The organism is Aeromonas sp. 600948, from assembly GCF_049174875.1.
GTDB lineage: Bacteria > Pseudomonadota > Gammaproteobacteria > Enterobacterales > Aeromonadaceae > Aeromonas > Aeromonas veronii_A.
In genome coordinates, this window is sequence record NZ_JAAKTY010000004.1 from 177,688 (window position 1) to 204,391 (window position 26,704).

Genomic DNA, 26,704 nt, shown 5'->3' on the forward strand with positions numbered 1-26,704 from the left:
ATCCGCCGGATTTTACTAAAATCTCATCTGGATGCCTGAGCATTTCAGGCCCGCACAAGCCCCATCTTTCCTGGGGCGGGGAGATGTTTCCCCTTCTTTGTTGGCGCATGAGCCACACTGTTTTCATCCCGGCTGAATCTGTAAGTCTTTTGCTATGAAAGACACAGCCAATCAACATGGGAGTACTGAATGTTACAACTTGATTCCTACGCAACGCTGGTCGCTGCCACTCTGGTATTGCTGCTTGGCCGGGTGTTGGTTACCCGAGTCGGGCTGCTGCGTACCTTCAACATCCCCAAACCGGTAGCCGGCGGCCTGGTGGTCGCGCTGGTACTGCTGCTGCTGCGCTCCACCCTGCAGATGGAGCTGCAATTTGATACCAGCCTGCAAACCCCGCTGATGCTGGCCTTCTTCGCCTCCATCGGTCTCTCCGCCGATCTCGCCAGCCTGAAACGCGGCGGCAAGGCGGTGGTTACCTTCCTGATGGTGGTCACCGGCCTGCTGCTGGTGCAGAACAGTCTGGGTGTCGGTCTGGCGACCCTGCTCGGTCTGGATCCCCATATGGGGCTGCTGGCCGGCTCCATCACTCTCTCCGGCGGCCACGGCACCGGGGCGGCCTGGAGTGCCACCTTCTCCGAGAAATACGGCGTGCAATCCGCTGCCGAACTCGCCATCGCCTGCGCCACCTTCGGTCTGGTGCTGGGCGGCCTGATCGGTGGCCCGGTGGCTCGCTATCTGGTGAAGAAAGTGCAGGTGCCCGGTGAGGAGCACAATCAGGATGAGGCCCCCCAGGGCTTCGAAATGCCAGATATGGAGCGCCCCCTCACCACTTTCAGCGTTATCGAAACGCTGGCATTGATAGCCATCAGCCTCAAGGGTGGCGAGCTGCTCTCGGCCTCTCTCAAAGGGGGCGCCTTCGAGCTGCCGATCTTTGTCTGCGTGCTGTTTGTCGGCGTGCTGCTGCGCAACGTCCTGACCCTGCTGAACTGGCATGAGGTGAGCGATCGCGAGGTCTCCCTGCTGGGCAACGTCAGCCTGTCGCTGTTCCTCGCCATGGCACTGATGAGCCTGAAATTGTGGGATCTGGCCAGCCTGGCCCTGCCCATCTTCATTCTGCTGGCCGCCCAGACCGTGGCAATGGCGCTCTACGCCATCTTCGTCACCTTCCGGGTCATGGGCAGCAACTATGATGCAGCCGTGCTGGCGGCAGGTCACTGCGGCTTTGGCCTCGGGGCCACCCCGACCGCCATCGCCAACATGCAGGCCATCACCCAGCGCTTCGGTCCCTCCCACCTGGCGTTTCTGGTGGTGCCCATGGTGGGCGCCTTCTTTATCGACATCATCAACGCCATGGTGATCAAGCTGTTTATGGCGATGCCATTCCTGTAATTCCCTTTCCGTCAGACGTATATGATCAGAGCCCACCTTTCGGTGGGCTCTTTGTTTGTTATCGACTCACCAGGTGACGCAGGCAGAGCCGGGGCTCGTATCCGCCACCAGGGTGACCCGCGAGCAACCCGGAATCCCTATATCCCGCACTTCCCCGAACAACAAAAAGCCCCGCACTCGACAGAGGGCGGGGCTTTTTTATCTCAGCCGGAACAGGCCGAGAGTTGCACCTTACAGGATAAAGGTCGACACCTGCTGGTTCAGGTCAGCAGCACGCCCTTTGAGGCTGTGAGCCTGATCCAGATCGCGCATGGCGGCGGCGGTGATCTCGTCACTCACATCCTTGATGGCGGTGGTGTTCTGGGTGATCTCGCCGGTCACCTGGGTCTGCTCCTCGGCGGCGGTGGCGATCTGGCCCGCCATGTCGGAGATGAGGGAGATGGCGCTGGTGATCTCTTCCAGTGCGCGCACCGCCTGATCCGCATCCTGCACGCTGTTGTCCGCCAGCCCCTGACTGGTCTGCATCAGGCTCACCGCGCGGGCAGTGGTCTGTTGCAGGGTCTCGATGGTGGACTGGATCTGCTGGGTGGAGTCCTGGGTACGGCGCGACAGCACACGCACCTCATCAGCCACCACCGCAAAACCACGACCCTGCTCACCGGCGCGAGCTGCCTCGATGGCTGCGTTCAGCGCCAGCAGGTTGGTCTGCTCGGCAATCCCCTGAATGGTGGAGAGAATGCTGGTGATGGCCTGCGCGTGGCGGCTCAGCTCGCCGATCACCTCGGTCGCCTGCCCCACCTCTTCGGCCAGACCATTGATGGACTGGCGAGTCTTGTTGACCAGCATTTTGCCCTGCTCGCTGCTCTGGGCAGATTGCTGGGCAGCGGCGGCGGTGTTCTCGGCGTTGCCGGCGATCTCCATGGTGGCGCTTGCCATCTCGGTGACTGCCGTGGCGACCATGGTCACCTCCTGCTGCTGACGCTGCAGCTCGTCCACCGCGGCCTGGTTGGTCACCAGACTGCGCTCGGCATCGGCGTTCAACTCGTTGGCCAGCTGGCGGATATTGCCGATCAGCTGATGCTGACTGCCGACGAAACGGTTGAAGCTGTTGGCCAGTTGGCCCACTTCGTCGTTGGCGTCGATCTTGATGCGCTGGGTCAGATCACCGTTACCATCGGCAATACGGGCCAACGCCTGGGAGACCTTGGTGAGCGGGCCAAGCAACATGCTGACCAGCCAGGAGATAGCGAGGATGCTGCCCACCAGCACCAGCAGCGCCATCCCCAGCTGGGTCATCAGCAGGGAGGAGAGCGGCGCTTCCAGCGCGGCCTTGTCCAGCACCAGCACCAGTTCCCAATCCGTGTCAGGGATATCAGCCGCCCACAGCAGCTTGTCACGTCCTTCGTTGTCGAAGTAGGCCGCCACCAGACCGTTGCTGGCCTTGCTCTGCTCGATCAGCGCATTGGTCAGATCGTTGTCGATCTCGGTGGCCGGTTTCATCGCCTTGGCGGCATCCTTGTAGGCGATGATGGTGCCATCCTTGTGCATCATGATGGCGAAACCGTCGGCAGGCAGCTGCATCTTGGTCACGTCTTCCACCAGCGAAGCGATGGAGAGGTCACCACCGACTACCCCGCCAGAAACCGGCTGGGCCAGGGTCACCACCATGATGTTGTAAGCCACGTCGAGATAGGGTTTGGTGACAATCAGGCCACCTTTGCTCATCGCCTCCTGATACCAGCCACGGGAGCGCGGGTCGTAGCCATCGCGGTTGATGGAGGGATCGGAGTCATTCATCTTGCCGCTGCTCTCACCGAAATAGGTGAGCTGGAAACGGCCGGAAACTTGTGCCTGTTGCAAGGCATTGAGGGGTTCGGCACCGGCCTTGTTGCCGAGCGCCTGGATCACGTCGCGACGGGCGGCGAGCCAGTCGCTGACACGCTCGGCCTGCTGGGTACCCAGCCGTTGCAACTGCTCCTGGCTGCCTTGCAGCAACAGGGACTTCTGGCTGCTATAGCTCTGCCAGGAGAGCAACAAAATCACCAACGAAAGGGCGATCACCACTGACAACAGTATCTTCTGCTTGAGTGACAGGTTTTTCATCATGTGTTCTTCTTATTGAGGTGAGGAGCGGGTTTTTCCCTAAATTGCACAACACTACACGTAGTCATTAGCGACCCGAATGGCCAAAACTGAACCTGAAAATGGGTCTGCGGGCGATATTTTCTACCGAGGTGGAGAAAAGTGCACCAGAAATTGACGGCATGAGCCGCACAAGCCAAGGCAACCCTGTTTATTCCTTCCACAATTGGCTAGAATATCCCGTTTTTAAATCACATCGACCCTGAGAGTTTTCACGATGTTCGAAGTTAATCCCGTATTAAATAAACTTAAGGAGCTGTCTGAGCGGACCGAGCTTCTTAGGGGGTACCTTTGACTATGACGCCAAGAAAGAGCGTCTAGAAGAGGTCAACGCCGAGCTGGAACAGCCGGACGTATGGAATGAGCCCGAGCGCGCACAGGCGCTGGGCAAAGAGCGCGTCGCGCTGGAAAACGTGGTCGGCACCATCGACACCCTGACCCAGGGCGTGGATGACGTCGAGATGCTGGTGAGCCTGGCCGTGGAAGGGGAAGACGAAGAGACCTTCAACGAAGCCATCGCCGAATCCGAACAACTGGAAGCCAAGCTGGTGGATCTCGAGTTCCGCCGCATGTTCTCCGGTCAGCACGACGGCTCCGACTGCTATATCGATATTCAATCCGGCTCCGGTGGTACCGAAGCGCAGGATTGGGCCAACATGGTGCTGCGCATGTACCTGCGCTGGGGCGATGCCCACGGCTACAAGCCCGAGCTGATTGAATGCTCCGAAGGCGACGTGGCTGGTATCAAATCCGCCACCATCAAGTTCACCGGCGAATATGCATTCGGCTGGCTGCGTACCGAAACCGGCGTACACCGTCTGGTTCGCAAGTCTCCGTTCGATTCCGGTGGCCGCCGTCACACCTCCTTCTGTTCTGTGTTCGTCTACCCCGAGATCGACGACGATATCGATATCGAGATCAACCCGGCGGATCTGCGGATCGACGTCTACCGTGCCTCCGGTGCCGGTGGTCAGCACGTTAACCGAACCGAATCCGCGGTACGTATTACCCACGTTCCGACCGGTGTCGTGGTACAGTGCCAGAACGACCGTTCCCAGCACAAAAACAAAGACCAGTGTATGAAGCAGCTGAAAGCCAAGCTCTACGAGCTGGAAATTCAGAAGCAGAACGCTGAGAAACAAGCCCTGGAAGAGACCAAGTCTGATATCGGTTGGGGCAGCCAGATCCGTTCCTATGTGCTGGATGACTCCCGTATCAAGGATCTGCGCACCGGCGTCGAAACCCGTAATACCCAATCGGTGCTCGACGGTGACTTGGACAAGTTTATCGAAGCCAGCCTGAAATCAGGTCTGTAAACAAGCAGGAATCACCATGTCTGAACAAACCATCACTCCGGAAGTCGACCAAACTCTCGAACTCAACAACGAGATGACCGAGCGTCGTTCCAAGCTGGCCGCCCTGCGCGCCCAGGGTAATCCTTTCCCCAACGACTTCCGTCGCGACAGCCTCTCTGGCGATCTGCACGCAGAGTTCGACGACAAAAGCGCCGAGGAGCTGACGAGCCTGGGTAAACGGGTGAAGATTGCCGGTCGCATCATGACCCGCCGGATCATGGGCAAGGCTTCTTTCGCCACCCTGCAGGACATGGCCGGCAAGATCCAGGTCTACGTCACCCGTGACGACCTGCCGGAAGGTTTCTACAACGAGCAGTTCAAGAAGTGGGATCTGGGCGACATCGTGGGTGTCGAAGGTACCCTGTTCAAGACCCAGACCGGTGAGCTCTCCGTTCACGTTTCCGATATCCGCCTGCTGACCAAGGCACTGCGTCCGCTGCCCGAGAAGCACAAAGGCCTGACCGACCAGGAAGCCCGCTGCCGCCAGCGCTACCTGGATCTGATCGCCAACGAAGAGTCCCGCAAGACCTTCATGATCCGCACCCAGGTGGTTGCCGGTATCCGCAAGTTCTTCAACGAAAAGCGCTTCATGGAAGTGGAAACCCCGATGATGCAAGTCATCCCGGGTGGTGCCTCCGCGCGTCCGTTCGTCACTCACCACAATGCGCTGGACATCGACATGTACCTGCGTATCGCTCCGGAGCTCTATCTGAAGCGTCTGGTGGTCGGTGGCTTCGAGCGTGTCTACGAGATCAACCGCAACTTCCGTAACGAAGGTATCTCGGTTCGTCACAACCCCGAGTTCACCATGATCGAGTTCTACATGGCCTACGCCGACTACATCGATCTGATGGACCTGACCGAAGAGCTGCTGCGCACCCTGGCGCAGGACATTCTGGGCGACACCAAGATCCGTTACGCCAAAGAGGGCGAAGAGGGCCTGACCATCGATTTCGGTCAGCCGTTCCAGCGCCTCACCATGGTTGAGTCCATCCTGAAGTTCAACCCGGATGTAACCCTGGACGATCTGGCTACCCTCGAGAGCGCCAAGGCCGTTGCCAAGCGTCTGCACATCGAGCTGATGAAGGGTTGGGAGCTGGGCCACGTGATCACCGCGATCTTCGAAGAGACCGTGGAGCACATGCTGCTGCAACCGACCTTTATCACCGAGTACCCGGCTGCCGTATCTCCGCTGGCCCGCCGCAACGACGTGAACCCGGATGTAACCGACCGCTTCGAATTCTTCATCGGTGGCCGCGAGCTGGCCAACGGCTTCTCCGAGCTGAACGATGCAGAAGACCAGGCCAAGCGCTTCCAGGATCAGGTTGATCAGAAAGAAGCAGGCGACGACGAAGCCATGTTCTACGACGCCGACTTCGTCACCGCACTGGAACACGGCCTGCCGCCGACTGCCGGTCAGGGTATCGGTATCGACCGTCTGGTGATGCTGTTCACCAACAGCCACACCATCCGTGACGTCATTCTGTTCCCGGCCCTGCGTCCGCAGAAGTAAGGTTCATTCCCGCCGGGATCCACCCCGAGCGTGATAGCCAATAAAAACGCCCCGCGACTGCGGGGCGTTTTTCTATCTCCTTTACCACCAAATCACTTTATAAATTCAATAATGGAATAAAGAAGATATTTTTATTCTTTGTTGTTAGCCAACACGCCCTTTAATCTGGCCAAAAATCAGACCATGGAAGACGCGTGTGATGCAATTGAAGGATTCCCCATTCAACCTCTCCCCTCTCTCTGACGAGCAGCAACGTCAGCTGGGTCAGGTACTCTCGACCCTCAATACCCAGCAACTGGTCTGGGTGAGCGGTTATCTCTACGGCCTCTCCCAGAGCGGTCACCAAGGCGTTGCAACCAGCGCCGCCGTGGCTGCGCCCAGCGGCAGCCTGACCATTCTCTACGGCTCCCAGACCGGCAACGCCAAAGGTGTCGCCAGTGCCATCAAGGCGCAGGCAGAGGCCCGCGGCCTCCCCGTCACCCTCGCGTCGATGGCCGACTACAAACCCAAGCAGCTCAAGAAAGAGAGCCATCTGCTGGTGGTAGTGAGCACTTACGGGGAGGGTGAACCGCCGGAGAGCGCCGTCGATCTGTTCGAGCAGCTTAAAAAAGGCAAGATCGGCAAGCTGGACGGCCTCAAGTTCGCGGTGCTGGGGCTGGGTGACAGCTCCTACGAATTTTTCTGCCAGACCGGCAAAGATTTTGACAACTTCCTCGCCAGCGCAGGGGCCGAGCGCATTTATGAACTCGCCAGCCTCGATGTGGATTATCAGGATGCCGCCAAGGCGTGGGGCGAACAGGCACTCAACGCCATTGCCACGACCCTCTCTACCGGAGCGGCCAGCAGCAGCGTAGCCAGCGCGGTGCAGCAGGCGGTTGGCCACAGCCAGTACAGCAAGGAGAATCCCCTCCCTGCCCGCCTGTCGGTCAATCAGAAGATCACCGGCCGGGATTCCACCAAGGATATCCGCCATATCGAGATCAATCTGACCGACTCCGGCCTCACCTATCAGCCGGGAGATGCCCTCGGTGTCTGGTTCGACAATGACGCCGACCTGGTGGGCGAAGTGCTGGCCCTGACCGGCCTCTCTGGCGATGAAGCCACGGCCCACGGCACCTTGCGCGCGGCCCTGACCAGTCACTTCGAACTGACCCGGCTGCACGGCGGCTTTATCACAGGCCTTGCCGAAATCGCAGGCAATGCAGCGCTGAAAGATCTGGCAGGCGACAAGGCCCAGGTCAATGCACTGGTCGCCTCTGCCCAAGTGGTGGATGTGCTCAAGCGTTTCCCGACCGCCCTCACGGCCGAGCAGCTGGTTGGCCTGCTGCGACCCCTCACCCCGCGCCTCTACTCCATCGCCTCCGCCCAGAGCGAAGTCGAAGAGGAGGTGCACCTGACCGTCGGCGTGGTGCGTTACACGCAGGAAGATGGCACAGTGCGCTCTGGCGCAGCCTCCTCCTATCTGGCGGATCGGCTGATTGAGGATGGCGAGGTGCGGGTATTCGTGGAGCACAACGACAACTTCCGCCTGCCTGCCAACCCAGATACCCCCGTCATCATGGTGGGCCCGGGCACCGGCATCGCCCCGTTCCGCGCCTTTATGCAGGAGCGGGAAGCTCAGGGCGCGGAAGGCAAGAACTGGCTCTTCTTCGGCAACCCCCACTTTACCCAGGATTTCCTCTATCAGGTGGAGTGGCAGCGTTATGTGAAATCGGGGCTGCTGTCGAAGATCTCCCTGGCCTTCAGCCGGGATCAGGCCAACAAGATTTATGTGCAGGACCGCCTGCGCGAAGCGGGCCAGGAGCTCTATCAGTGGCTGGAAGCAGGCGCTCACTTCTATGTGTGTGGTGACGCCAACAAGATGGCCAAGGATGTGCAGGAGGCCCTGCTGGATGTGATTGCCGAGCATGGCCACAAGAGCCGTGAGGAAGCAGAAGAGTATTTGAGCGAATTGCGTCGTGCCAAACGTTATCAAAGGGATGTCTATTGATGAGCAAACAACCTCTTTCTCACCCAAAAGCGGGACCGGTCGAAGGACCGCTGGCCGACAACGAACGTCTGAAACGCGAAAGCAACTTTCTGCGCGGCACCATAGAGCAGGATCTGCAGGATCCGCTCACCGGCGGCTTCAATGGCGACAACTTCCAGCTGATCCGCTTCCACGGCATGTACCAGCAGGATGACCGCGACATCCGCCCGGAGCGCGCTGCCCAGAAGCTGGAGCCGCTGCACAACGTCATGCTGCGTGCCCGTCTGCCTGGCGGCATAATTACTCCGGCTCAGTGGCAGATCATCGACAAGTTCGCCGAAGAGCACAGCCTCTACGGCAGCATCCGCCTGACCACCCGTCAGACCTTCCAGTTCCACGGGGTATTGAAACGCGACATCAAGCTGATGCACCAGACCCTCAACAGCACCGGCATCGATTCCATCGCCACCGCCGGCGATGTGAACCGCAACGTGCTCTGCACCAGCAACCCGGTGGAGTCCGAACTGCATCAGGAGGCCTACGAGTGGGCCAAGAAGATATCCGAACACTTGCTGCCCAAGACCCGCGCCTACGTGGAAATCTGGCTGGACGGTGAAAAACTGGGGCAGGATGAGGAACCGATCCTGGGCTCCAACTACCTGCCGCGCAAATTCAAGACCACTGTGGTTATCCCGCCTCACAACGACGTAGATATCCACGCCAACGACCTCAACTTCGTGGCCATTGCCGAGAACGGCAAGCTGGTGGGCTTCAACGTGCTGGTGGGTGGTGGCCTCGCCATGACCCACGGCGACACCAGCACCTATCCGCGCAAGGCGAGCGACTTTGGCTTTATTCCGCTCTCCCACGTACTGGAGGTGGCGGCCGCCGTGGTCAGCACCCAGCGCGACTGGGGCAACCGGGTCAACCGCAAGAACGCCAAGACCAAGTACACCCTTGAACGGGTTGGCGTCGAAGCCTTCAAGGCCGAGGTGGAGAGCCGCGCTGGCATCCAGTTCGGGCCGGTTCGCCCCTATGAGTTCACCAGCCGTGGCGATCGCTTTGGTTGGGTCGAGGGGATCGACGGCAAGCACCACCTCACCCTGTTTATCGAGAATGGCCGCCTGCTGGACTTCCCGGGCAAGCCGCTCAAAACCGGCATGCTGGAGATCGCCAAGGTGCATCAGGGGGATTTTCGCCTGACCGCCAACCAAAACCTGATCATAGCCGGGGTGCCTGCCAGCGAGAAGGCCCGCATCGAAGGGCTGGCACGCCAATACGGCCTGCTGGATGACGGCGTAAGCGAGCAGCGCAAGCAGTCCATGGCTTGTGTGGCACTGCCTACCTGCCCGCTGGCGATGGCCGAGGCCGAGCGCATGCTGCCGGCGTTTGTCACCGACATCGAAGGGCTGCTGACCAAACATGGGCTGGCGGATGACGCCATCATCTTCCGGGTCACCGGTTGCCCCAACGGCTGCGGCCGCGCCATGCTGGCGGAAGTGGGTCTGGTGGGCAAGGCGCCCGGCCGCTATAACCTCCATCTGGGTGGCAACCTGGAGGGCACCCGCATTCCGCGCCTGCACCTCGAGAACATCACCGAGCCGCAGATCCTGGCCGAACTGGACGCGTTGATCGGCCGCTGGGCCACCGAGCGCAATCAGGGTGAGTGCTTCGGCGACTTCGTGATCCGGGTTGGGGTAATTGCGCCCGTTATCGATTCTGCGAGGGACTTCTATGCCGCTTAATCTGCCGCTTAATGTCACTGAAGATGGCCGCCTTGACCTGCAGGCACTGCTGGCCCTCGGCCGTGAAGAGCAGACAGAGGTGCTGGCGCCCCTCAACCGCGAGCTGGATACCATGAGTGCCCCCGAGCGGGTGCGCTGGGCCCTGGCCAATCTGCCAGGGGAGCATGTGCTCTCATCCAGCTTCGGTATTCAGGCGGCGCTGATGCTCCATCTGGTAAGTCGCGAACGGGCCGACGTGCCGGTAGTGCTGACCGATACCGGTTATCTGTTCCCGGAGACCTACCGCTTTATCGACGAGCTGACCGAGCGCCTCGCGCTCAACCTGAAGGTCTACCGGGCCGAGCTCAGCCCGGCCTGGCAGGAGGCGCGATTTGGCCTCCTGTGGGAGCAGGGGGTGGAGGGGATCACCCGCTACAACCAGCTCAACAAGGTGGAGCCGATGGACCGCGCCCTGCGCGAGCTGGGGGCCCAGACCTGGTTCTCCGGCCTGCGCCGGGAGCAGTCCGGCAGCCGTGGCAAGCTGCCAGTGCTGGGCATCCAGCGCGGCCGCTTCAAGTTCCTGCCGGTGATCGACTGGAGCAACAAGGATGTCTTCTACTACTTCAAGGAGTTCGACCTCCCCTACCACCCACTGTGGGAGCAGGGTTATCTCTCGGTGGGCGATGTCCACACCACCGCCAAGTGGGAGCCGGGCATGAGCGAGGAGCAGACCCGCTTCTTCGGCCTCAAACGCGAGTGCGGTTTGCACGAGGAGAACGGCGAGAACGACGGCTCAGGCATCTGAGCCAAGCTGTCCACCCGCACGGCTTTCATAAAAAAACGCCCGGCAACAGCCGGGCGTTTTAATTTGCGCAAAAGGGTGGCATTCCCCCCCTCATTACTTGGCGGCGCGCGCCTGGGTCAGCCAGTCGTTCACCAGCACCTCGTGGCCCTTGAGCCAGGCGTCGGCGTGACGCTCCACATCCGCCGGCTTGTTCTGCCCCTTGTTCATCAGACCGTTCTGCACGTTGATGTCATTGAGCGGAAGCTTGACGATGGAGAACAGCCTGGCGGCTGCCGGGTTGGCCTCGGCGAACTGCTTGTTGGCCACTATATGCATGGTGTTGACCGGGAAGCCATAGTTCTTGCCGTTCGGCAGCCGGGTCTTGGCCGCATCAGGGCCGTCGGCGGGCACCTCCAGCCACACCACGTCCTTGCCCGGCACCAGCTCGCTGCTGAGCCAGTAGGGGGTCCAGGTGTAGTAGAGCACCGGCTTGCCGGCCTGGTAACGGGCACGGGTATCGGCGATCAGCGCCGCGTAGTTGCCCTGCTTGTGGGTGACGGTCGGGGTCAGGCCGAACCCGGCCAGATGACGGTTGATCGCCTCTTCGCAGCCCCAGCCCGGGTTGCAACCCACCAGGTCGGCCTTGCCGTCGCCATCGCCGTCAAACAGCGCCGCCAGCTTGGGATCCTTGAGCTGACCCAGATTGGTGATGCCGTAGCGAGTCGCGGTCTGCTTGTCGATGAGATAGCCCTGGGCGGCCCCGGCCACATAGGTGCCCTCACGGAAGAACACCTTGTCGCCGCCAGCCTGCTCATACTTGTTGTTTTGCAGCGGTATCCAGTTGAAGGCGAGGAAGGTGCCATCCCCCTGCGCCACCGAGGCGTAGGCCACGTTGTAATCCACCTCCTGGGCCGGCTGGACGTCATAGCCGAGGCGCGCCATCAGCTTGCTGACCAACAGGGTCTGAAAACTCTCCTCCGGCAACGAGCTCTGCAGGGGCTGGACGCGCACTCCCTCCCCCGGCAGCTCGGTGCTGGCCATGGCGAGCGGGCCGAGCAGTTGGGAGCTCAACAGCAGGGAACCCAGGGTCAGCGTCTTGGTAATGAGCCTCATGCATTTACTCCTTTGTAATCGATAGACTTGTCGCGGCCGAGCAGGCGCAGCAGCAGGGCGGCGGGGCCGCGCTGATACCAGCGGCCGGTACGACTGCAATCCGGCTGTCCCATCGCCTGGGTCAGGCGGTCGAGCACGATGGCCAGCAATACGATGCCGAGGCCGCCGATGGAGGCGAGCCCCATGTCGAGCCGGCCGATGCCGCGCAGCACCATCTGGCCGAGGCCCCCCACCGCAATCATGGAGGCGATCACCACCATGGAGAGTGCCAGCATCAGGGTCTGGTTGACCCCGGCCATGATGGTGGGCATGGCGAGCGGCAGTTGTACCTTGAACAGCAGCTGAGAGGGGCTGGCACCGAACGAGTGGGCCGCCTCAACCAGATCCGCAGGCACCTGGCGAATGCCCAGCATGGTCAGCCGGATCATCGGCGGCAGCGCGAAGATGACGGTCACCACCACCCCGGGCACGTTGCCGATACCGAACAGCATGACGATGGGGATGAGGTAGACGAAGGCCGGGGTAGTCTGCATCGCATCCAGCAGCGGCCGGGTCCAGCGCGACAGTCGCTCGCTCCTCGCCAGCAGGATGCCGACCGGCAGCCCGATCAGCACGCAGAAGAACAGCGAGGTCAGCACCAGCGACAGGGTCACCATGGCATCGGACCAGGCGCCGATAAGGCCCACCACCACTAGCGAGAACAGGGTTCCCAGCGCCATGCGAGCGTTCACCAGTTGCCAGGCGATCAGGGTCAGCAGACCGATCATCAGGGTGGAAGGTACCGTCTGCAGCAGATGGGTCATGCCGCCCAGCGCCAGCTCCACCGGTGCACGGATCAGCTGAAACACGGGACGCAGGTTGTCCACCAGCCAGCCGATGCCATCCTCGACCCAGCTGTCCAGTGGCACCAACGCCTGCTGGAAGGGATCCAGCCAGTCGACGGCAGCTGTGGTATCCACCGTCTCGATCTGGTTCTGCCAGTCGGTGGCGGCGGTGGCGGCGGTGGCGGTATCACTCCAGGGATCGGCCACCTCGGTGGCACTAGAAGCCGTGGCGCCCCAAGGGTCGGCCGCCACCTCATCGGCACGCAGGGCGGGGCTCGCCAGCAGCACCAGGGCCAGCAGCCCGCTCAGTAAAAAATTGGGATTCATCAGCTTCATGCCGGGGTACTCCTGTCCAGGGTGTTCAGCAGGTTGGCCTTGGAGATGAGGCCCAGATAAGTGCCATCCTCCTCGACCACGGGCACCTGACAGGGGGCGGCCGCCACCTGGCTGATCAGTTCGTTGAGGGCGGTGTCCGCCATAATGGGCCGGATGTCCGCCAGCAGCGCCTGCTCCAGGCTGCCTTTGGCCCTGACTGCATGACCGAGCGACTCCACCGAGACGACCCCGATGAAGCGACGCCGGCGATCCACCACGTAACCGAACTCCCGCTCCTGCTCCTTGAGCTGGCGCAGGGCGTTGCCCGGCCCGTCGGTGGTGTGCTTCTTGATGAGCGGCATCTGCTTGCGGCTGGCCACGTCGCGGGCGCTGAACACGTTGGCCAGATCCACCCCGCGAAAGAAGGCGCGCACATAGTCATTGGCGGGCTGGTTCAGGATCTCGTCCGGGGTGCCGACCTGCACCAGCTGGCCGTCCTGCATGATGGCGATGCGATCGCCGATACGCATCGCCTCGTCCAGATCGTGAGAGATGAAGACGATGGTGCGCTGCTGGCTGGCCTGCAGCTTGAGCAGCTCGTCCTGCATCTCGGTGCGGATCAGCGGATCCAGCGCCGAAAAAGCCTCGTCCATCAGCAGGATGTCAGGGTCGTTGGCAAGCGCCCTAGCCAGGCCGACCCGCTGCTTCATGCCGCCGGAGAGGGCATCGGGGAAGGCATCGATCCACTGACCCAACCCCACCTGATGGAGCGCCTGGCGGGCGCTCTGCTGGCGCTCCGCCAGCGGCACACCGGCCAGCTCCAGCCCGAAGGCAGTGTTTTCCAGCACGCTCAGGTGCGGCATCAGGGCGAAGGACTGGAATACCATGCTGATCTTCTTGCGCCGCACCTGACGCAGCTCGCCGTCGGAGATGGCGGCGATGTCCTCACCATCGATCAGTACCTGGCCGCGGGTTGGCTCGATCAGCCGGTTGAAGAGACGCACCAGGGTGGATTTGCCCGAGCCGGAGAGGCCCATCACCACGAAGATCTCCCCTTCGTCGATGGCCAGATTGACATCCTGGACCCCCAGGGTCTGCCCGGTTTTTTGCAGGATGCTGGCGCGGTCATGCCCTTTCGCCAGCAATTTGAACGCTTTTTCCGGCTGATCGCCGAAGATTTTGTAGAGTGATTTAACCTCGAGTTTGACTGTCATATTGTCCTTTTTTCTTGGCCGACGACTTGCCAGGCAAACCGTCGAACGCGAACCAATTACTTATTACACTAAGCAATAGACAACCAAAACAAAAGAACCAATAGAGTCCCAGCAAGCTAACGCCAAAATAAGCATTTGATTTTAATCAGTTATTTATATCGACAAAAAACGGACAAAGTCTGGTTTTATCCATAAAGTTTTCCATATAAAACGAAGATTCACTGGGGAAAATCATCAAAAACAATCAAAAAAGAGCAAGCAAAGGCAGTTTGATGGAGGTAAAAGCATGACATGCCACCCAGATAAGCAACAGCGACCAAATAATTACATATCTAACCATTTATTGGTCACAATGAGGATAGATTGGGGGACAAGAAAAGGAGCAGAGGAGGGGCAGAGCAGAGGATGAAGGTGCATTCACACGCCGTGATGAGATCGCCCTGCCACCTCTGGACCATCGGCCTGCTGGCACGGAGCTTCTGGCAAATAGCCCGTGCGAAAAAAGCCCCTTGTGCAACACAAGGGGCTTTTTAGTGGCTATCGATTAGCGCATGCCATAATTCACCGGCGTTGCCAGGTCTCGAAGCGGTAGGGATAAGCGTTCCGCTCATCAGCTAAATGAGACTCTTCTTCCAATAGCTCCCAGTCGGTATGATCCAACACTGGAAAATGGGCGTCGCCCTCAACTTCAAGTTCAATCTGGGTCAGATAGAGGCGTTCAGCCTTCGGCAAGAGCTGTTCAAACAGATGACCACCACCGATCACCATCAGCTCCTCCACAGCTTCGTCATGACTCAATAGTTCTAATGCAGCCTTAACAGAATCAATTACTTCTACACCATCAACCCGATACTCAGGATTACGGCTGATCACCAGATTACGGCGCCCGGGTAGTGGACGACCAATGGATTCGAAGGTCTTGCGTCCCATCAGCACCGGCTTGCCGAGGGTGATCCGCTTGAAGTGGGCCAGATCGGCCGGCATATGCCAGGGCATCTGGTTGTCCTTGCCGATCACACGGTCTTGAGCCACGGCGGCAATCATGGAAATCTTCACGGTATCAATCTCTCACTTCACCATTCATATAATGGGGCGGTTACGATACACGACCAAGGAAGGAATCGCTAGACCGAAACTGAGGGCGCCGACGATAAACAGCGCCTTGAGGCCGTTCTCCACCGCACTCTGGATCAACTCCATGGTCACGCCGTTGATGTTGAGCTCTACCACCGCAATCATGGTCTTGAAGGCATAACTGCCCGGGATCATCGGAATGATGGAGGCAACGCTGAACACCGGACGCGGCGCCAGCAGACGGCGCGACCAGTAGACGCAGACAAAGCCGACCGTGGTGGCCGCCGCCAGCGTCGCCCACTCGATGGGCATACCATAGTGGATCAGCAAGGTACGCAGGCTGTGGGCCAGCGCGCCGCCCATGGCGCAATACTTCAGCATCCGTGGTGGCACGTTGAACAGCATGGCAAACCCCACCGCCGGGATGGAGGACCAGAAGGCATCCTTGGCCAGTAGCCAGAGCAAATCCATCATACTTTCCACCCCCAGATCCCGGTGACCGACATGGCCAAAATGATACCTATGGCGGCACTGATGGTCAGCAGGGTTGCAGTCCCCCAGCGGGCCAAGCCCATGTTGAAGTAGCCCTTCACCATATCTGAGACCGCATTGATCAGCGGAAAGCCCGGCACCAGCAACAGCACGCTGGCCGCCATGGCGAGATAGGGCTGGTCACCCCAGTTGAAGAAGGTGGCGCTGGAGGAGAGCAAGGTGGCGATAAAGCCGGTTACAGCAAAGTTGATGAGCGGACTGTGATGATGGCGGGCCATCAGCTGGCGCACCCGCATCGCGACGGCAGACGAGAAGCAGGTCACCAGGAAGATGGGCCAATCACCACCAAACAGCAGACTAAAGGCTCCACAGGAGAGCCCTACCATGGGCACCACCAGCCAGGGGTGATAATGGAAGGGGACAATGGCCTCGAGGCGCTGGCGCACTTCCCGTGCGCCGATCAGCTCTTTCTCCGCCATGATGCAGATCCGCTGGATTTCGCACACCACCTGCATGTTGATGCCATGTTCACGCACCCGCCGGGTAGTGGTGACACAGCTGCCCTGATAGAGACTGGTGAGCACAATGGCGCTCGACGAGATAGCCATTTCGACACTCTCCAACCCCAGCGCCATCCCCAGTCGCACCGTGGTCTGTTCGATGATCCGGCTCTCCGCCCCGAACTGGGCCAACAACTGACCCACCTTGACGATAATGCGGGTGATCTCTGTCTGTTGCTCCCGCGACAACACCCGTCTTGGTGTGATACTTCTCATAATCCCTTCGAGTCGTAGCAATAAAAATTTCGGCCATATTAGCCTAACTTTTACCGTTATTCATCCACCTCAATCACAACCTGACTAATAATTTATTACAAGAAGGAGAAAAGAGATTACATCACAAATACATTACGACTAACATTAAAAACCATAACAATCAGGTCGTCAGCAATTCCCTTTATTATGACCTCACCGATTTGGCTGAAATATCAACCAAGGAGTTTCTTGCAGATTATTTACGACGTCGATAGTCCGCCAGACGGATTATTTTACCACTGCCATCGTTTTCAGGCGGAGGCTCTCCCTCTTCTCTGAACTGGATCATTTCGCTGCGCATCAGATAAAAGGATTCCCGCATCATGTTGGCAATCCGGATACAGCTGTCTAGATTGTTTTTAGCCAGCCGACGCTGACCATCAATCTTGAACTGCAATCCGCGCAGACGGCGCTGCTGATCCGGGCTAGCCCGGGCCATCAACTGGTCTATCTGCTGCCTCAGGATCGCATCCAGCCGGGAAGGCTCACTCGCAGCCAACTCCTTCAGGGTGTCAAAATCAGGCAACTCCATATGCCCTCCTTGGCGACTATTGCTGGCTCTACAACTTGAGGAACCAGCCATATAAAACTTTATATACGACCGAGCGGCAAAGAGCTCACCACACCACTCAGGTAATCGTTATTAAAATGGCAACCATGATGAAAATCATCCATTGAAATAACATGCAGAAACAAACATTTGCTTAAAAAAGAAAGAGCATGCAAAACACTTAGACATTTTAGGCTGCTTTTTTATGTTTTTTATTTCCAATAAAAGTCGGGATAAATTAATTTTGCTTCATTCGACTCTTTATCATCCATAAAATGACCAGTAGCTCCTTCCGACGATTTAACATATCTCACTGATTATGTTATTTTAATTGCCACTTTTATCGGACATTCAAGAGCAGACCATGAGCAAGGCAAAAATCGGTATTGTCACCGTCAGCGATCGCGCCAGCGCGGGCATCTATGAAGACCTCTCCGGCAAGGCCATCATCGACACCCTGAACGCCTATCTGACCTCGGAGTGGGAACCTGTCTATCAGGTGATCCCCGATGAACAGGATCAGATTGAAGCGACCCTGATCCGGCTGGCGGATGAAGAGCAGTGTTGTCTCATCGTCACCACAGGCGGCACCGGCCCGGCCAAGCGGGATGTCACGCCGGAAGCGACCGAAGCGGTGTGTGATCGCATGATGCCGGGCTTTGGCGAGCTGATGCGGGCCGAATCCCTCAAGTTTGTGCCGACCGCCATTCTGTCGCGCCAGACTGCCGGGCTGCGCGACGATACCCTGATCGTCAATCTGCCGGGCAAGCCCAAATCGATCCGCGAGTGTCTGGATGCAGTATTCCCCGCCATCCCCTACTGCATCGATTTGATGGAAGGGCCGTATCTTGAGTGCGATGAAACTGTCATCAAGCCATTTCGGCCGAAAAAATAGCAAAGCCGACCATAAAAAATAATGGCGAGCAACGGCTCGCCATTATTTTTAGCTCATCTGTTCGTGCAGACAAAATGCATCGATTATTTACGGCCGAATACTTTTACGCCCGCTTTGCTGCGCTCTGAATTACCGTACACTTCGATCTTTTTCACACAACGACGCGAACCCAGTGATTTCCACTCGGTCTCTTTATCACTGCTCATCTCCCGATCGAAGCGAATGGTTTTGGTACGATCACCACCATAGGTCACCACCACCCGATCCAGGGTCAAATCACGTTCCGCCTTCACCTTGATATATTTGGTCTGACGGCAAATCACCAAAGGAATTGTCGCACCATGATCACCGGCCCCCAGCAAAATAGTCCGCCCCAGCGTGAACTGATCATCGCCAGCATGGCTGGCTGACGCCACCACCAGCAAGACACCACCCAGCAGGGTGCGCGCGGAAAAACGGGAATTCCAGATAGACATCAGGGACATAACACCTCCAATAAAAAACGGAGTGCAATAATACGGACCGAACCATAACGGAAGCTGTACCCGAACGCGCATTTGTGGCGAAAGAGGTGCGATTGCCTGAGAAAATGGAGAGATTTGCCGGTAAAAATGTGAAGGGCCGCATATTGCGGCCCTGACTGCATATGAGCGCTCAACGCTCCATGATCTGGGTCACATCTTCTTTATTGATCATCACCTCACGCCCTTCATGATCGTAATAGCGATACATACCGGTACTCTCGTCCAGCTTGGGCTTGCTCTCTGTGGTGATCATCTTGCCATCCTTGGTGCTCATGATGTATTGGGAGCTGCATGCTACCAGCCCCAGGGCGCACACCAGGATCATCATCAGTTTTTTCATAGGCGCACTCTTCTCCTTTCACCCTCACCACGAGGGTGTCATATCCAGCCTACTCCAATCCGGCAGGCAGTCGGAAACTTGCACAATAAAGTGAGATCACCATCAAAAATCAGTTACTTGCGACCACCCGGTTTGCCACTGCTACCGGTACCGGAACCACAGCCAAGTGCCAGCCGATCTGCCGCGGCTCTGGCCTGCACCAGACCATAGCCATAGCTGTTGTCCCGTCCGACAGCCCCCAGATCCTGGGCGCTGCTGCGCAGGGTCTGGCGCAGTTGATCATTGCTGCACTCCAGCCGCTGTGACCAGGCCAGGGTGGCGACCCCGACCACATGAGGGGTCGCCATCGAGGTACCGCTGTAGCTGGCGTAACCACTCGGCACGGTCGACAGCACAGCAACACCGGGGGCCGCCAGCTCCACCTGATCGTTGCGTTGCGAGAAATAAGCCAACTGCTTGCTGCTATCGATAGCAGCCACGCTCACCACACTGCTGTAAGAGGCGGGATAGGACTTGCTGGTGTTGCCCGCATTGCCCGCCGCCGCCACACTCAACACATTCTGGCTGTAAGCCTGATTGAACGCCTGCTCTTCCGTCTTGCTGGGCACATTGCCCCCTAGGCTCATGTTGATGACCATGCGAGTAAAGCCACGACTGCTCATCCCCTGCTTGCAGGCATTGAGGGCCCCCACCAGGTTGGAGGTATAAGCCCAGCCGTTGGCGCCAAACACCTTGATGATGTGCAGCGGAACACTCTGATTCGGCAAGACACCGACCACGCCCATGTCGTTCCCCCCAATGGCGGCTATGGTGCCTGCCACGTGGGTGCCGTGACCGTTTTCGTCACTGCTCCAGCTGCCAGTACCAGCGTTGTCACTACCCTGCACCTGCGCCCCATGGGGCAGATCCGGGTGATTGCCGCTATAGCCAGAGTCAATGATGCACACCAGCACCTCTCCGGCCATACCATCGCTCAGTTGTGGCGCCTGTACCATGGGAATGCCATAAGGCAGGGTCTCGGCACTGGCATAACGCTTGGCATCCGGCTCCACCCACAGCACGTTGGGGTTGCGCGCCAGCGCTGTCGCTGCAGCAGCTGGCAACCAGAGCGCCAGCGCATGCTGCTCGGGCAGTTGCAGGGCCAGCTCGCCCCCCATCCCTTTGCTTTGGGCCAGCACAGCGGCCTCCGCCCCCGGCTTGAGTTGCACCAGATAACGAGCCCGTTCGGCAGCCATTACCCCCTGTGCCAGTACGCCTGCCACCAGCAGGCCTGTCCATATCCGTCTCATCAGCCACTCCTTCCATCGACCTGATAGCCACCAGCAAAGTGTAGTGGCAGGCTGGCGCAGGTCCGAGCGGATACAAAAAGGCCGGACATCTGTCCGGCCTCTTCTTTCAAGCGCAAGAGCGCAATCATGACTTGGCGGGCTGGCGCTCACCGGTCACGGTCGGGTTCTTGGGATCGGAACTCCACTCGTACCAACCGCCGTCGTAGACGCTGATCCGTTTCCAGTCCATCAGCCAGGCGTAGAAGAAGGCCTCGGAGGCGCGCCAGCCGGTACCGCAGTAGAACGCAGCCTGCTGGGTCGGCTCGATATTCCACTGGTCCCACATGGCGAGGATCTCGCGGGCCGGCTTCATGGTGCCGTCCGGGTTGTGGAAGTCGCTCATGCTGTTGGCATCCACCCCACCGTGACCCCACTTGGCCCCCGGAATATCGCCCTTCGGCTTGATGTAGCTGTAACCTGAGGTGTTGCCGACAAACTCGTCCCAAGTACGCACGCTGACCAGTGCGCTATCGGGCTTCTTGAGCAGCTCTTTTGCCTGACTTAACGTGGTGTAGTACTCGGGGTGAGCGGGAATGGCCACGCCAAACTCCTTCACCGGCTCATATTTGTTGGGCAGACCGGTTTCGGTGCGCAGGTGCTGGATAAACCAGGCATCCAGACCACCGTCCACCAGGCGTACATCTTCCACCCCCGCATACATCATCAGATGCGCGGCACGGGCGGCCGCCATGGTGTTGCGACCATAGAGGATGACGGTGGTGTCGTGACGGATGCCGTTATCCAGCAGCAGCTTCTTGAGTGCTTCGTCAGAGACCTTGTTCCACAGCGGCTCCTCTTCGAGGCTGTTGGTATCGATATAACCGGCCCCCGGGATGTGGCTTATGAGGTAGGCCTTGGGTGAACCCCAATCCACTTCAAACAGCTTCCAGTCCCCCTTGGGCGCCGCGGCAACCGGCTTGCCCTCTTGCAGGTCCGCCAACCAGCGCGGATAGACCAGCTGCTGCCAGCGTGCCAGCGACTCGCGCGGTGCGGCTTGCCACCCTTGCAGCTCGAACAGCTGCTTGATCCCCTGCTTGCGCAGCAGACGGGCCACCTCGGCCACTTCGCGGGACGCACCGTAGAGGGCAACCGGACGATCGGCCTTCAGCCCCTTGATCTCGAGCGCCTTTGGCCACTCTTCATCGCTGTATTTCCACTCGGCAGAGAGGTTCTCGGCACCCGCCACATGGCCGCCCTGCTTCTCCCCTTCCATCGGCCACCCCTGATAGAAGTAGCTGGCGCGGGTATCCAGGATGACCACCTGTTTGGCCTTGGCATCGGCCAGCGAAAGCGGCGGCAACTCCCCAGCCACGGCGGGCAGGGCACACCAGAGCAGTAAGGTCGCCAGCACGGCCTGCAGGAAGCGAAGATGTCGTTTCATGGTGATTTCTCGATTCATAGTGAACAAGGTTAAAAAATGGAGCGACCCAGCCGCTCGGCCAGCAGCTCCAGCGCCGCCGTGCCCGCCAGCGAGTTGCCGGCTTTGTTGAGCTCGGGCGACCAGACACAGACGCAGAGCTCGCCCGGGATCAGGGCGATGATACCGCCGCCGACCCCCGATTTGCCCGGCATGCCGACCCGATAGGCAAAATCGCCCGCCTCGTCATAGAGACCGCAGGTGGCGAGCAGGGCGTTGACCTGCTTGGTGGTACGGGCGGGCAGCAGCGGTACGCTCTCGCCCAGTGGTACACCACGGTTGGCCAGATAGATGAATGCCCGCGCCAGATCGACGCAGCTCATGCGAATGGCACAGGCATTGAAGTAGCTTTGCAGCACCTTGTCCACTTCGTTTTCGAAGTTGCCATAGGCCTTCATCAGATAGGCGATGGCGGCGTTGCGGGCAGAGTGCTGATATTCGGAGCGGGCGACGACCTGATCCGCCATGATGGCCGGATTGCCGGAAAGACGGCGCACCAGCTCGAGGGTACGCTGACGGGGCGCAGTGAGGCGGGTCTCCAGCAGATCGCTCACCACCAGCGCCCCGGCATTGATAAAGGGGTTGCGGGGGATCCCCTGCTCGAACTCGAGCTGAACCAGCGAGTTAAAGGGCTGGCCGGAGGGCTCCTTGCCCACCCGGGCCCAGATCTCCTCCTCCTGATAGAGGGTGAGTGCCAGGGTCAGGCTCAGGGCCTTGGAGATACTCTGGATGGAGAAGGGTTCAAAAGCGTCACCGGCGGTGAACAGCTCCCCCTCGACGGTACAGACTGCGATACCCAGCCGATCGGCAGGCACCTGAGCCAGTGCCGGAATGTAGTCGGCCACCTTGCCTTGTCCCAGCAACGGGCGCACCTCTTCAAGGATGCTGGCCAGTAATTCGGATGACAACACCATAAGCAATAAGCGATTCCATGACTAAAACAGCGGTGGAGATCCCATCCCCACTGACAAAAATCCCGCCAGCGGCGGGATTTTTCAGTTACCCACAACAAGGCGCCAGATGCGGCAGCCTTGTATCAGGCCGGTTCACCGTACCAGAGGTCGAACAGCTCGGTAACGACCACGGCTTCCATCCCCTTGCCTTCCAGCCAGGATTTGACGGCAGCGCGGTCTTCTTCGGTACACTTGCCCAGTTGCTGGGTGCAGATCATCCCTTCCCAGGCCAGGTGACCAGAGCCGGCAAAAGCCAGTTTGCGGGGTTCAACAACCTCATCGATCATCGCATCGACTACCGCATCGATGGTCTCTTCGGCAGTGCCGACCGGGAAGTTGAAACTGATGTCGAAACCCATTTCCTGGAATTCATCGACGCGCAGTTTCTTGCGCAGGCGGCGGCTACGATTGGCCATGATAGCTCCTCAAGTTAGTTGATACGCTAGGTGTGTTGACGTGCCAGCTTAGCTGACACGCTTGAAAATCAGATCCCAAACCCCGTGGCCGAGACGGTGGCCACGTTGTTCAAATTTGGTCAGCGGACGCCAGTCCGGACGAGGCACCCAGTTGCCGGAGGAAGAGGTGTTCTCGTAACCCTCGGCGGCGCTCATCACTTCCAGCATATGCTCGGCATAGTTTTCCCAGTCGGTCGCCATGTGGAATACGCCACCGATGGCCAGCTTCTGGCGAATATCCTGGGCAAATGCAGGCTGTACGATGCGACGCTTGTGGTGACGGCTCTTGTGCCAGGGATCCGGGAAGAAGAGCTGCAGGCAGGAGAGTGAACCGTTCGGGATCATGTGCTCCAGCACTTCCACCGCATCGTGGCAGATCACCTTCAGATTGGTGACCCCCGCTTCCTGAGCGCTGCCCAGACAGGCGCCCACGCCCGGGGAGTGCACTTCAATGCCAATGAAGTTCTTCTCGGGGGCATTCTTGGCCATCTCCACCAGAGAGGCGCCCATGCCAAAGCCGATCTCCAGCACCACAGGTGCTTCACGGCCAAACAGTGCGACCAGATCGAGCTGCTTTGGCTCGAAATCGATGCCCATGACCGGCCAGAGCTCTTCCAGGGCCTTCTCCTGCCCTTTGGTCAGGCGGCCTTCGCGACGGACAAAGCTGCGGATCTTGCGCATGAACTTGCCGTCTTCGTTAAATACATCTTGGGTCACAGGCATAATGGTCTCGTTATTTCATCAATCCGGGTAATACATCTTGTGTCCGATCCCGAGCGGGACCGCTCGCGGCTCGGCATTTCATCGACCCGCGAAAACAGGGGAGCGAATTATCCCAAGATAGGCCCAAGGCGCAAGTGTTTCGCGAAACAAATCCCTCATCTCTCTCCATTTCATTGACAACAGTTGACAAATGCCGATCCGTTCACAGAATCGGTCACGCGTCGAGTACATGCTGCCTGCGCAAATAAAACCATACACAACAAAGGATTGCAGTATGAAATACAGAGCATTGGCGTTTGCCATCACCACTTTGCTTGCGGGATGCGACACATCAACAAATGACTCACAAACCCCTGCTGCCGCCGAGCAGGCCTATGAGTATCTGGTGCAGTTGAGCTCAACCGCAGAAGGGATTGGCGCGCGCCCCACGGGGACAGAGGCAGAAACTCGTGCTGCGGCATGGATCCAGGACCATCTGACCGGTTGGGGCTACGATGTGCAACGCCAACCCTTCACCTACACCAAAAGCGGCGCCAGTAAAAACTCCCAAAACCTGATCGCTGAGCTCAAGGGCACAAGTGACAAGGTGATCCTGATCGGCGCCCACTACGACAGTACGGGCGACAAGAAAGGTTCTGAAGGAGCCACCGACAACGGCGCTGGCGTCGCAGCCCTGCTGGCAGTGGCTGAGGCGCTTAAAGGACAAACCTTGCCCTACACGGTTCGCTTTGCATTCTTCGGGGCGGAGGAAAACGGTCTCAACGGCTCCAAAGCCTATGCCGCCAGCCTCGACAGCACCGCCGTCGCCAAGCTGCTGGCGATGGTGAACTACGACACCATCGCCGGGGGCGACATCGTCTACGTCCACTCAGCCCACTCGGACGTCGCCGAATACAACTGCACAGATCCGAGCCGCTACAGCTTCGATCCCAAGGTGCGGGATCGCCTGCTTACCCTCTCCAAACAGACTGCGACCCCGTTTGCCATTCATCCCAGCTACAGCGGTTATCCGGAAGGGGAGACTGGCAGCTGGTCAGATCACGCTCCCTTTGCCTGCCTGGGGGTGCCGATCGCCTACGTTGAAGCGACCAACTTCACCATCAACGGCGCTGATGGCTATGACGGCTACTCCCAAAGCACCAATCCAGCGCTGTGGGACTGCTATGACGCCACCACCAAGAACGCCTGCGATCGTGACAGCGAAACCCAGTGGGGAAAAATCTGGCACACCCAGTACGACCGCCTCGACAAGATGGCGGAACTATTCCCAGGCAGAGTAGAAAGCCAACTTGGCGCCAACACCGACCTGATGATCCGCTTCCTCAAGGAACCGGGTTTGTAAGGTCAGTTGCTTGTCCACAAAACAAGATCGCCCTAACTCATTTCAATTCATGGGAGCCACACGGGCAGGTAAAATTCGGGCAGGTGCCAAACCTGCCTTTTTTGGCGATTTTTGTGACAATCATTGCCTCATTTCTGAAATCTGATACAAACGGATAACCTGGCGGTCGAATGGAGCGACCGCCCACATGCCGAGAGAATTGTCTATGCAGCCGTTTTTTGCCCAGCGCTTCGAGAAGGTTGAGCCTTCCTTTATCCGTGAAATCCTCAAAGTTGCCGCCAATCCGGAGATCATCTCCTTCGCTGGTGGCCTGCCCAATCCCCACCTGTTTCCGGTCAAGGCGATCGATCAGGCCTGTCAGGATGTGCTACGCGAGCAAGGGGCTGCCGCCCTGCAATATGCGGCGACCGAAGGCTTCGCCCCGCTGCGCCAATATATTGCCGACCGCTATCTGACCCGCCACGGCATGCAGGTCAATCCGGACAACATCCTCATCACCAGCGGCTCCCAGCAGGCGCTGGATCTGCTGGGCAAGGTGCTGATCGACGAGGGTCAGGATCTCATCATCGAAGAGCCGGGTTACCTTGGCGCCATTCAGGCTTTCTCTGTCTATCAACCCACCTTCAAGCCGATCACCCTTGAAGAAGAGGGTCTGGATCTGGCGGCGCTGGATGCGCTGCTGGCAAGCGGATCCAATGCCAAGCTGCTCTACGGCGTGCCCAACTTCCAGAACCCGAGCGGTGTCTCCTACAACCGTGCCAACCGCGAGGCACTGGCCGAGCGACTGGTGCGCCACGAGCTGTTGATGGTGGAAGATGATCCCTACGGCGAGCTGCGCTTCGAAGGGGAGCATCTGCCCCCCATTGCCAAGCTGGCGCCAAACAATACCGTGCTGCTCGGCTCGTTTTCCAAAACCGTGGTGCCCGCCTTCCGTCTGGGCTGGATGCTGGTGCCGGAGTGGCTACGCAAGAAGGTGACCATCGCCAAGCAGGCAACCGATCTGCACAGCAACGCCTTCAGCCAGCAGGTGCTGCACCGCTTCCTGACCGACAATTCACTGGATGCCCATCTGGAGAAGATCAAGGAGGTCTATGGTCGCCAGCGTGCCGCCATGGAGGCTGCACTGGCCCGTCACTGCCCGCCCGGCGTCAGCTACACCAGACCGGAAGGGGGCATGTTCCTCTGGCTGACTCTGCCAGCCCACATCAGCGCCATGGCGCTGTTTGACGAGGCGATCAAGGAGAAGGTAGCCTTCGTGCCCGGCGCCCCCTTCTATGTACGCCCCGAAATCAAGAACACCCTGCGCCTGAGCTTCTCCTGCGTCGATGAGGCGACCATCGAGGAGGGGGTCAAGCGGCTGGCCCGCGCCCTCCAGCGGATGCTCTGAACGCCCAAGCCAAACCGTATTAACAAAAAACCAGCGAGCGCTCGCTGGTTTTTTTATGCTCCCCATT

Annotated in this window: 24 protein-coding genes; 9 read left to right on the forward strand and 15 right to left on the reverse strand. The window is 59.1% G+C overall.

The genetic code is table 11. The features are described 5' to 3' along the window. Nucleotides 1–189 precede the first annotated feature (189 nt). On the forward strand, nucleotides 190–1,389 hold the full coding sequence (gene gltS, locus G5182_RS05165; RefSeq protein ID WP_108614086.1) for a sodium/glutamate symporter: 1,200 nt from the start codon (nucleotides 190–192) through the stop codon (nucleotides 1,387–1,389). 231 nt (nucleotides 1,390–1,620) lie between these two features. Here gltS and G5182_RS05170 read toward each other — a convergent pair whose 3' ends face one another. Continuing rightward, entirely contained in the window at nucleotides 1,621–3,492 is a 1,872-nt protein-coding gene (locus G5182_RS05170; RefSeq protein ID WP_421254244.1) for a methyl-accepting chemotaxis protein, read from the reverse strand. 256 nt (nucleotides 3,493–3,748) lie between these two features. On the opposite strand from G5182_RS05170, the gene prfB reads away from it, so the two are divergent. The 5 genes from prfB to G5182_RS05195 all read left to right on the forward strand — a co-directional run bounded on the left by prfB (nucleotide 3,749) and on the right by G5182_RS05195 (nucleotide 10,897). Beyond that, a protein-coding gene (prfB, locus tag G5182_RS05175) for a peptide chain release factor 2 (protein WP_100645262.1) occupies nucleotides 3,749–4,847 on the forward strand; the annotation gives its coding sequence in 2 pieces (ribosomal slippage) (nucleotides 3,749–3,823 and nucleotides 3,825–4,847; 1,098 coding nt in all). Nucleotides 4,848–4,863: 16 nt separating this feature from the next. After that, nucleotides 4,864–6,399: a lysine--tRNA ligase gene (gene lysS / locus G5182_RS05180; RefSeq protein WP_005335201.1), complete on the forward strand. Its 1,536-nt coding sequence runs from the start codon at nucleotides 4,864–4,866 to the stop codon at nucleotides 6,397–6,399. A 199-nt stretch (nucleotides 6,400–6,598) separates the two neighbouring features. After that, a complete protein-coding gene (locus G5182_RS05185; protein ID WP_421254235.1) occupies nucleotides 6,599–8,389 on the forward strand; it encodes an assimilatory sulfite reductase (NADPH) flavoprotein subunit in 1,791 nt (596 codons plus the stop codon). Next, nucleotides 8,389–10,113: an assimilatory sulfite reductase (NADPH) hemoprotein subunit gene (cysI, locus tag G5182_RS05190; protein ID WP_255909814.1), complete on the forward strand. Its 1,725-nt coding sequence runs from the start codon at nucleotides 8,389–8,391 to the stop codon at nucleotides 10,111–10,113. The genes G5182_RS05185 and cysI overlap by 1 nt, the downstream gene beginning before the upstream one ends. Next, nucleotides 10,103–10,897, forward strand: coding sequence for a phosphoadenylyl-sulfate reductase (locus G5182_RS05195; RefSeq protein ID WP_421254236.1), 795 nt, complete (start codon nucleotides 10,103–10,105; stop codon nucleotides 10,895–10,897). The genes cysI and G5182_RS05195 overlap by 11 nt, the downstream gene beginning before the upstream one ends. A 93-nt stretch (nucleotides 10,898–10,990) precedes the next feature. Here the strand turns inward: G5182_RS05195 and proX are convergent, their stop codons facing one another. The 7 genes from proX to G5182_RS05230 form a co-directional block, all read right to left on the reverse strand. Further along, nucleotides 10,991–11,989, reverse strand: a complete 999-nt coding sequence (gene proX / locus G5182_RS05200) for a glycine betaine/L-proline ABC transporter substrate-binding protein ProX (RefSeq protein WP_227342055.1) — start codon at nucleotides 11,987–11,989, stop codon at nucleotides 10,991–10,993. Next, complete coding sequence (gene proW, locus G5182_RS05205) at nucleotides 11,986–13,149, reverse strand: glycine betaine/L-proline ABC transporter permease ProW (protein ID WP_227342054.1); 1,164 nt, start codon at nucleotides 13,147–13,149, stop codon at nucleotides 11,986–11,988. The genes proX and proW overlap by 4 nt, the downstream gene beginning before the upstream one ends. Beyond that, nucleotides 13,146–14,342, reverse strand: a complete 1,197-nt coding sequence (gene proV, locus G5182_RS05210) for a glycine betaine/L-proline ABC transporter ATP-binding protein ProV (RefSeq protein ID WP_216953005.1) — start codon at nucleotides 14,340–14,342, stop codon at nucleotides 13,146–13,148. The genes proW and proV overlap by 4 nt, the downstream gene beginning before the upstream one ends. A 561-nt stretch (nucleotides 14,343–14,903) precedes the next feature. Further along, entirely contained in the window at nucleotides 14,904–15,398 is a 495-nt protein-coding gene (gene folA / locus G5182_RS05215; protein WP_227342053.1) for a type 3 dihydrofolate reductase, read from the reverse strand. A gap of 24 nt (nucleotides 15,399–15,422) precedes the next feature. Beyond that, the gene (locus G5182_RS05220; protein WP_026035076.1) at nucleotides 15,423–15,890 is read right to left on the reverse strand and encodes a threonine/serine exporter family protein; all 468 of its coding nucleotides are present in this window, start codon (nucleotides 15,888–15,890) and stop codon (nucleotides 15,423–15,425) included. Continuing rightward, on the reverse strand, nucleotides 15,887–16,684 hold the full coding sequence (locus G5182_RS05225; RefSeq protein ID WP_216953003.1) for a threonine/serine exporter family protein: 798 nt from the start codon (nucleotides 16,682–16,684) through the stop codon (nucleotides 15,887–15,889). Before G5182_RS05225 ends, G5182_RS05220 begins: the two co-directional genes overlap by 4 nt. A gap of 235 nt (nucleotides 16,685–16,919) precedes the next feature. Next, nucleotides 16,920–17,255 carry a DUF3135 domain-containing protein gene (locus tag G5182_RS05230; RefSeq protein WP_139410235.1) on the reverse strand — a complete coding sequence of 112 codons (336 nt, stop codon included), beginning with the start codon at nucleotides 17,253–17,255 and terminating at the stop codon, nucleotides 16,920–16,922. Nucleotides 17,256–17,637: 382 nt separating this feature from the next. Here G5182_RS05230 and mog point away from each other — a divergent pair, with 382 nt between their 5' ends. Then, the gene (gene mog, locus G5182_RS05235) at nucleotides 17,638–18,168 is read left to right on the forward strand and encodes a molybdopterin adenylyltransferase (protein WP_005354170.1); all 531 of its coding nucleotides are present in this window, start codon (nucleotides 17,638–17,640) and stop codon (nucleotides 18,166–18,168) included. An 83-nt stretch (nucleotides 18,169–18,251) separates the two neighbouring features. Here the strand turns inward: mog and G5182_RS05240 are convergent, their stop codons facing one another. The 7 genes from G5182_RS05240 to trmB form a co-directional block, all read right to left on the reverse strand. After that, entirely contained in the window at nucleotides 18,252–18,653 is a 402-nt protein-coding gene (locus G5182_RS05240) for a DUF2541 family protein (RefSeq protein WP_129503427.1), read from the reverse strand. 169 nt (nucleotides 18,654–18,822) lie between these two features. Continuing rightward, nucleotides 18,823–19,032, reverse strand: a complete 210-nt coding sequence (locus G5182_RS05245; protein ID WP_129503426.1) for a YgdI/YgdR family lipoprotein — start codon at nucleotides 19,030–19,032, stop codon at nucleotides 18,823–18,825. Nucleotides 19,033–19,145: 113 nt separating this feature from the next. Then, on the reverse strand, nucleotides 19,146–20,321 hold the full coding sequence (locus tag G5182_RS05250; RefSeq protein ID WP_227342051.1) for a S8 family peptidase: 1,176 nt from the start codon (nucleotides 20,319–20,321) through the stop codon (nucleotides 19,146–19,148). Nucleotides 20,322–20,445: 124 nt separating this feature from the next. Beyond that, nucleotides 20,446–21,741 carry a sulfurtransferase gene (locus tag G5182_RS05255; protein WP_227342050.1) on the reverse strand — a complete coding sequence of 432 codons (1,296 nt, stop codon included), beginning with the start codon at nucleotides 21,739–21,741 and terminating at the stop codon, nucleotides 20,446–20,448. Nucleotides 21,742–21,770: 29 nt separating this feature from the next. Next, a complete protein-coding gene (gene glsB / locus G5182_RS05260) occupies nucleotides 21,771–22,691 on the reverse strand; it encodes a glutaminase B (RefSeq protein ID WP_005348151.1) in 921 nt (306 codons plus the stop codon). Between the two features lie 122 nt (nucleotides 22,692–22,813). Then, the gene (locus tag G5182_RS05265; protein ID WP_005348158.1) at nucleotides 22,814–23,146 is read right to left on the reverse strand and encodes a YggL family protein; all 333 of its coding nucleotides are present in this window, start codon (nucleotides 23,144–23,146) and stop codon (nucleotides 22,814–22,816) included. 48 nt (nucleotides 23,147–23,194) lie between these two features. After that, the gene (trmB, locus tag G5182_RS05270; protein WP_227342049.1) at nucleotides 23,195–23,908 is read right to left on the reverse strand and encodes a tRNA (guanosine(46)-N7)-methyltransferase TrmB; all 714 of its coding nucleotides are present in this window, start codon (nucleotides 23,906–23,908) and stop codon (nucleotides 23,195–23,197) included. A 274-nt stretch (nucleotides 23,909–24,182) separates the two neighbouring features. Here trmB and G5182_RS05275 point away from each other — a divergent pair, with 274 nt between their 5' ends. Both G5182_RS05275 and G5182_RS05280 read left to right on the forward strand, forming a co-directional pair. After that, nucleotides 24,183–25,250 (forward strand): M28 family metallopeptidase, encoded by a 1,068-nt coding sequence (locus G5182_RS05275; protein WP_227342048.1) that lies wholly within the window; start codon nucleotides 24,183–24,185, stop codon nucleotides 25,248–25,250. Between the two features lie 205 nt (nucleotides 25,251–25,455). Continuing rightward, the gene (locus G5182_RS05280) at nucleotides 25,456–26,637 is read left to right on the forward strand and encodes a PLP-dependent aminotransferase family protein (protein ID WP_144714308.1); all 1,182 of its coding nucleotides are present in this window, start codon (nucleotides 25,456–25,458) and stop codon (nucleotides 26,635–26,637) included. Nucleotides 26,638–26,704: the final 67 nt, after the last annotated feature.

What these genes read in the sequence shown, in the direction of transcription:
- proV (WP_216953005.1), bottom strand. Translation starts at nt 14,342, where the DNA reads ATGACAGTCAAACTCGAGGTTAAATCACTCTACAAAATCTTCGGCGAT.
- G5182_RS05255 (WP_227342050.1), bottom strand. Translation starts at nt 21,741, where the DNA reads ATGAAACGACATCTTCGCTTCCTGCAGGCCGTGCTGGCGACCTTACTG.
- G5182_RS05220 (WP_026035076.1), bottom strand. Translation starts at nt 15,890, where the DNA reads ATGATGGATTTGCTCTGGCTACTGGCCAAGGATGCCTTCTGGTCCTCC.
- gltS (WP_108614086.1), top strand. Translation starts at nt 190, where the DNA reads ATGTTACAACTTGATTCCTACGCAACGCTGGTCGCTGCCACTCTGGTA.
- mog (WP_005354170.1), top strand. Translation starts at nt 17,638, where the DNA reads ATGAGCAAGGCAAAAATCGGTATTGTCACCGTCAGCGATCGCGCCAGC.
- G5182_RS05225 (WP_216953003.1), bottom strand. Translation starts at nt 16,684, where the DNA reads ATGAGAAGTATCACACCAAGACGGGTGTTGTCGCGGGAGCAACAGACA.
- G5182_RS05250 (WP_227342051.1), bottom strand. Translation starts at nt 20,321, where the DNA reads ATGAGACGGATATGGACAGGCCTGCTGGTGGCAGGCGTACTGGCACAG.
- G5182_RS05195 (WP_421254236.1), top strand. Translation starts at nt 10,103, where the DNA reads ATGCCGCTTAATCTGCCGCTTAATGTCACTGAAGATGGCCGCCTTGAC.
- glsB (WP_005348151.1), bottom strand. Translation starts at nt 22,691, where the DNA reads ATGGTGTTGTCATCCGAATTACTGGCCAGCATCCTTGAAGAGGTGCGC.
- G5182_RS05275 (WP_227342048.1), top strand. Translation starts at nt 24,183, where the DNA reads ATGAAATACAGAGCATTGGCGTTTGCCATCACCACTTTGCTTGCGGGA.
- G5182_RS05240 (WP_129503427.1), bottom strand. Translation starts at nt 18,653, where the DNA reads ATGTCCCTGATGTCTATCTGGAATTCCCGTTTTTCCGCGCGCACCCTG.
- G5182_RS05230 (WP_139410235.1), bottom strand. Translation starts at nt 17,255, where the DNA reads ATGGAGTTGCCTGATTTTGACACCCTGAAGGAGTTGGCTGCGAGTGAG.
- trmB (WP_227342049.1), bottom strand. Translation starts at nt 23,908, where the DNA reads ATGCCTGTGACCCAAGATGTATTTAACGAAGACGGCAAGTTCATGCGC.
- G5182_RS05245 (WP_129503426.1), bottom strand. Translation starts at nt 19,032, where the DNA reads ATGAAAAAACTGATGATGATCCTGGTGTGCGCCCTGGGGCTGGTAGCA.
- G5182_RS05280 (WP_144714308.1), top strand. Translation starts at nt 25,456, where the DNA reads ATGCAGCCGTTTTTTGCCCAGCGCTTCGAGAAGGTTGAGCCTTCCTTT.
- G5182_RS05185 (WP_421254235.1), top strand. Translation starts at nt 6,599, where the DNA reads ATGCAATTGAAGGATTCCCCATTCAACCTCTCCCCTCTCTCTGACGAG.
- proW (WP_227342054.1), bottom strand. Translation starts at nt 13,149, where the DNA reads ATGAAGCTGATGAATCCCAATTTTTTACTGAGCGGGCTGCTGGCCCTG.
- proX (WP_227342055.1), bottom strand. Translation starts at nt 11,989, where the DNA reads ATGAGGCTCATTACCAAGACGCTGACCCTGGGTTCCCTGCTGTTGAGC.
- G5182_RS05265 (WP_005348158.1), bottom strand. Translation starts at nt 23,146, where the DNA reads ATGGCCAATCGTAGCCGCCGCCTGCGCAAGAAACTGCGCGTCGATGAA.
- lysS (WP_005335201.1), top strand. Translation starts at nt 4,864, where the DNA reads ATGTCTGAACAAACCATCACTCCGGAAGTCGACCAAACTCTCGAACTC.
- G5182_RS05170 (WP_421254244.1), bottom strand. Translation starts at nt 3,492, where the DNA reads ATGAAAAACCTGTCACTCAAGCAGAAGATACTGTTGTCAGTGGTGATC.
- cysI (WP_255909814.1), top strand. Translation starts at nt 8,389, where the DNA reads ATGAGCAAACAACCTCTTTCTCACCCAAAAGCGGGACCGGTCGAAGGA.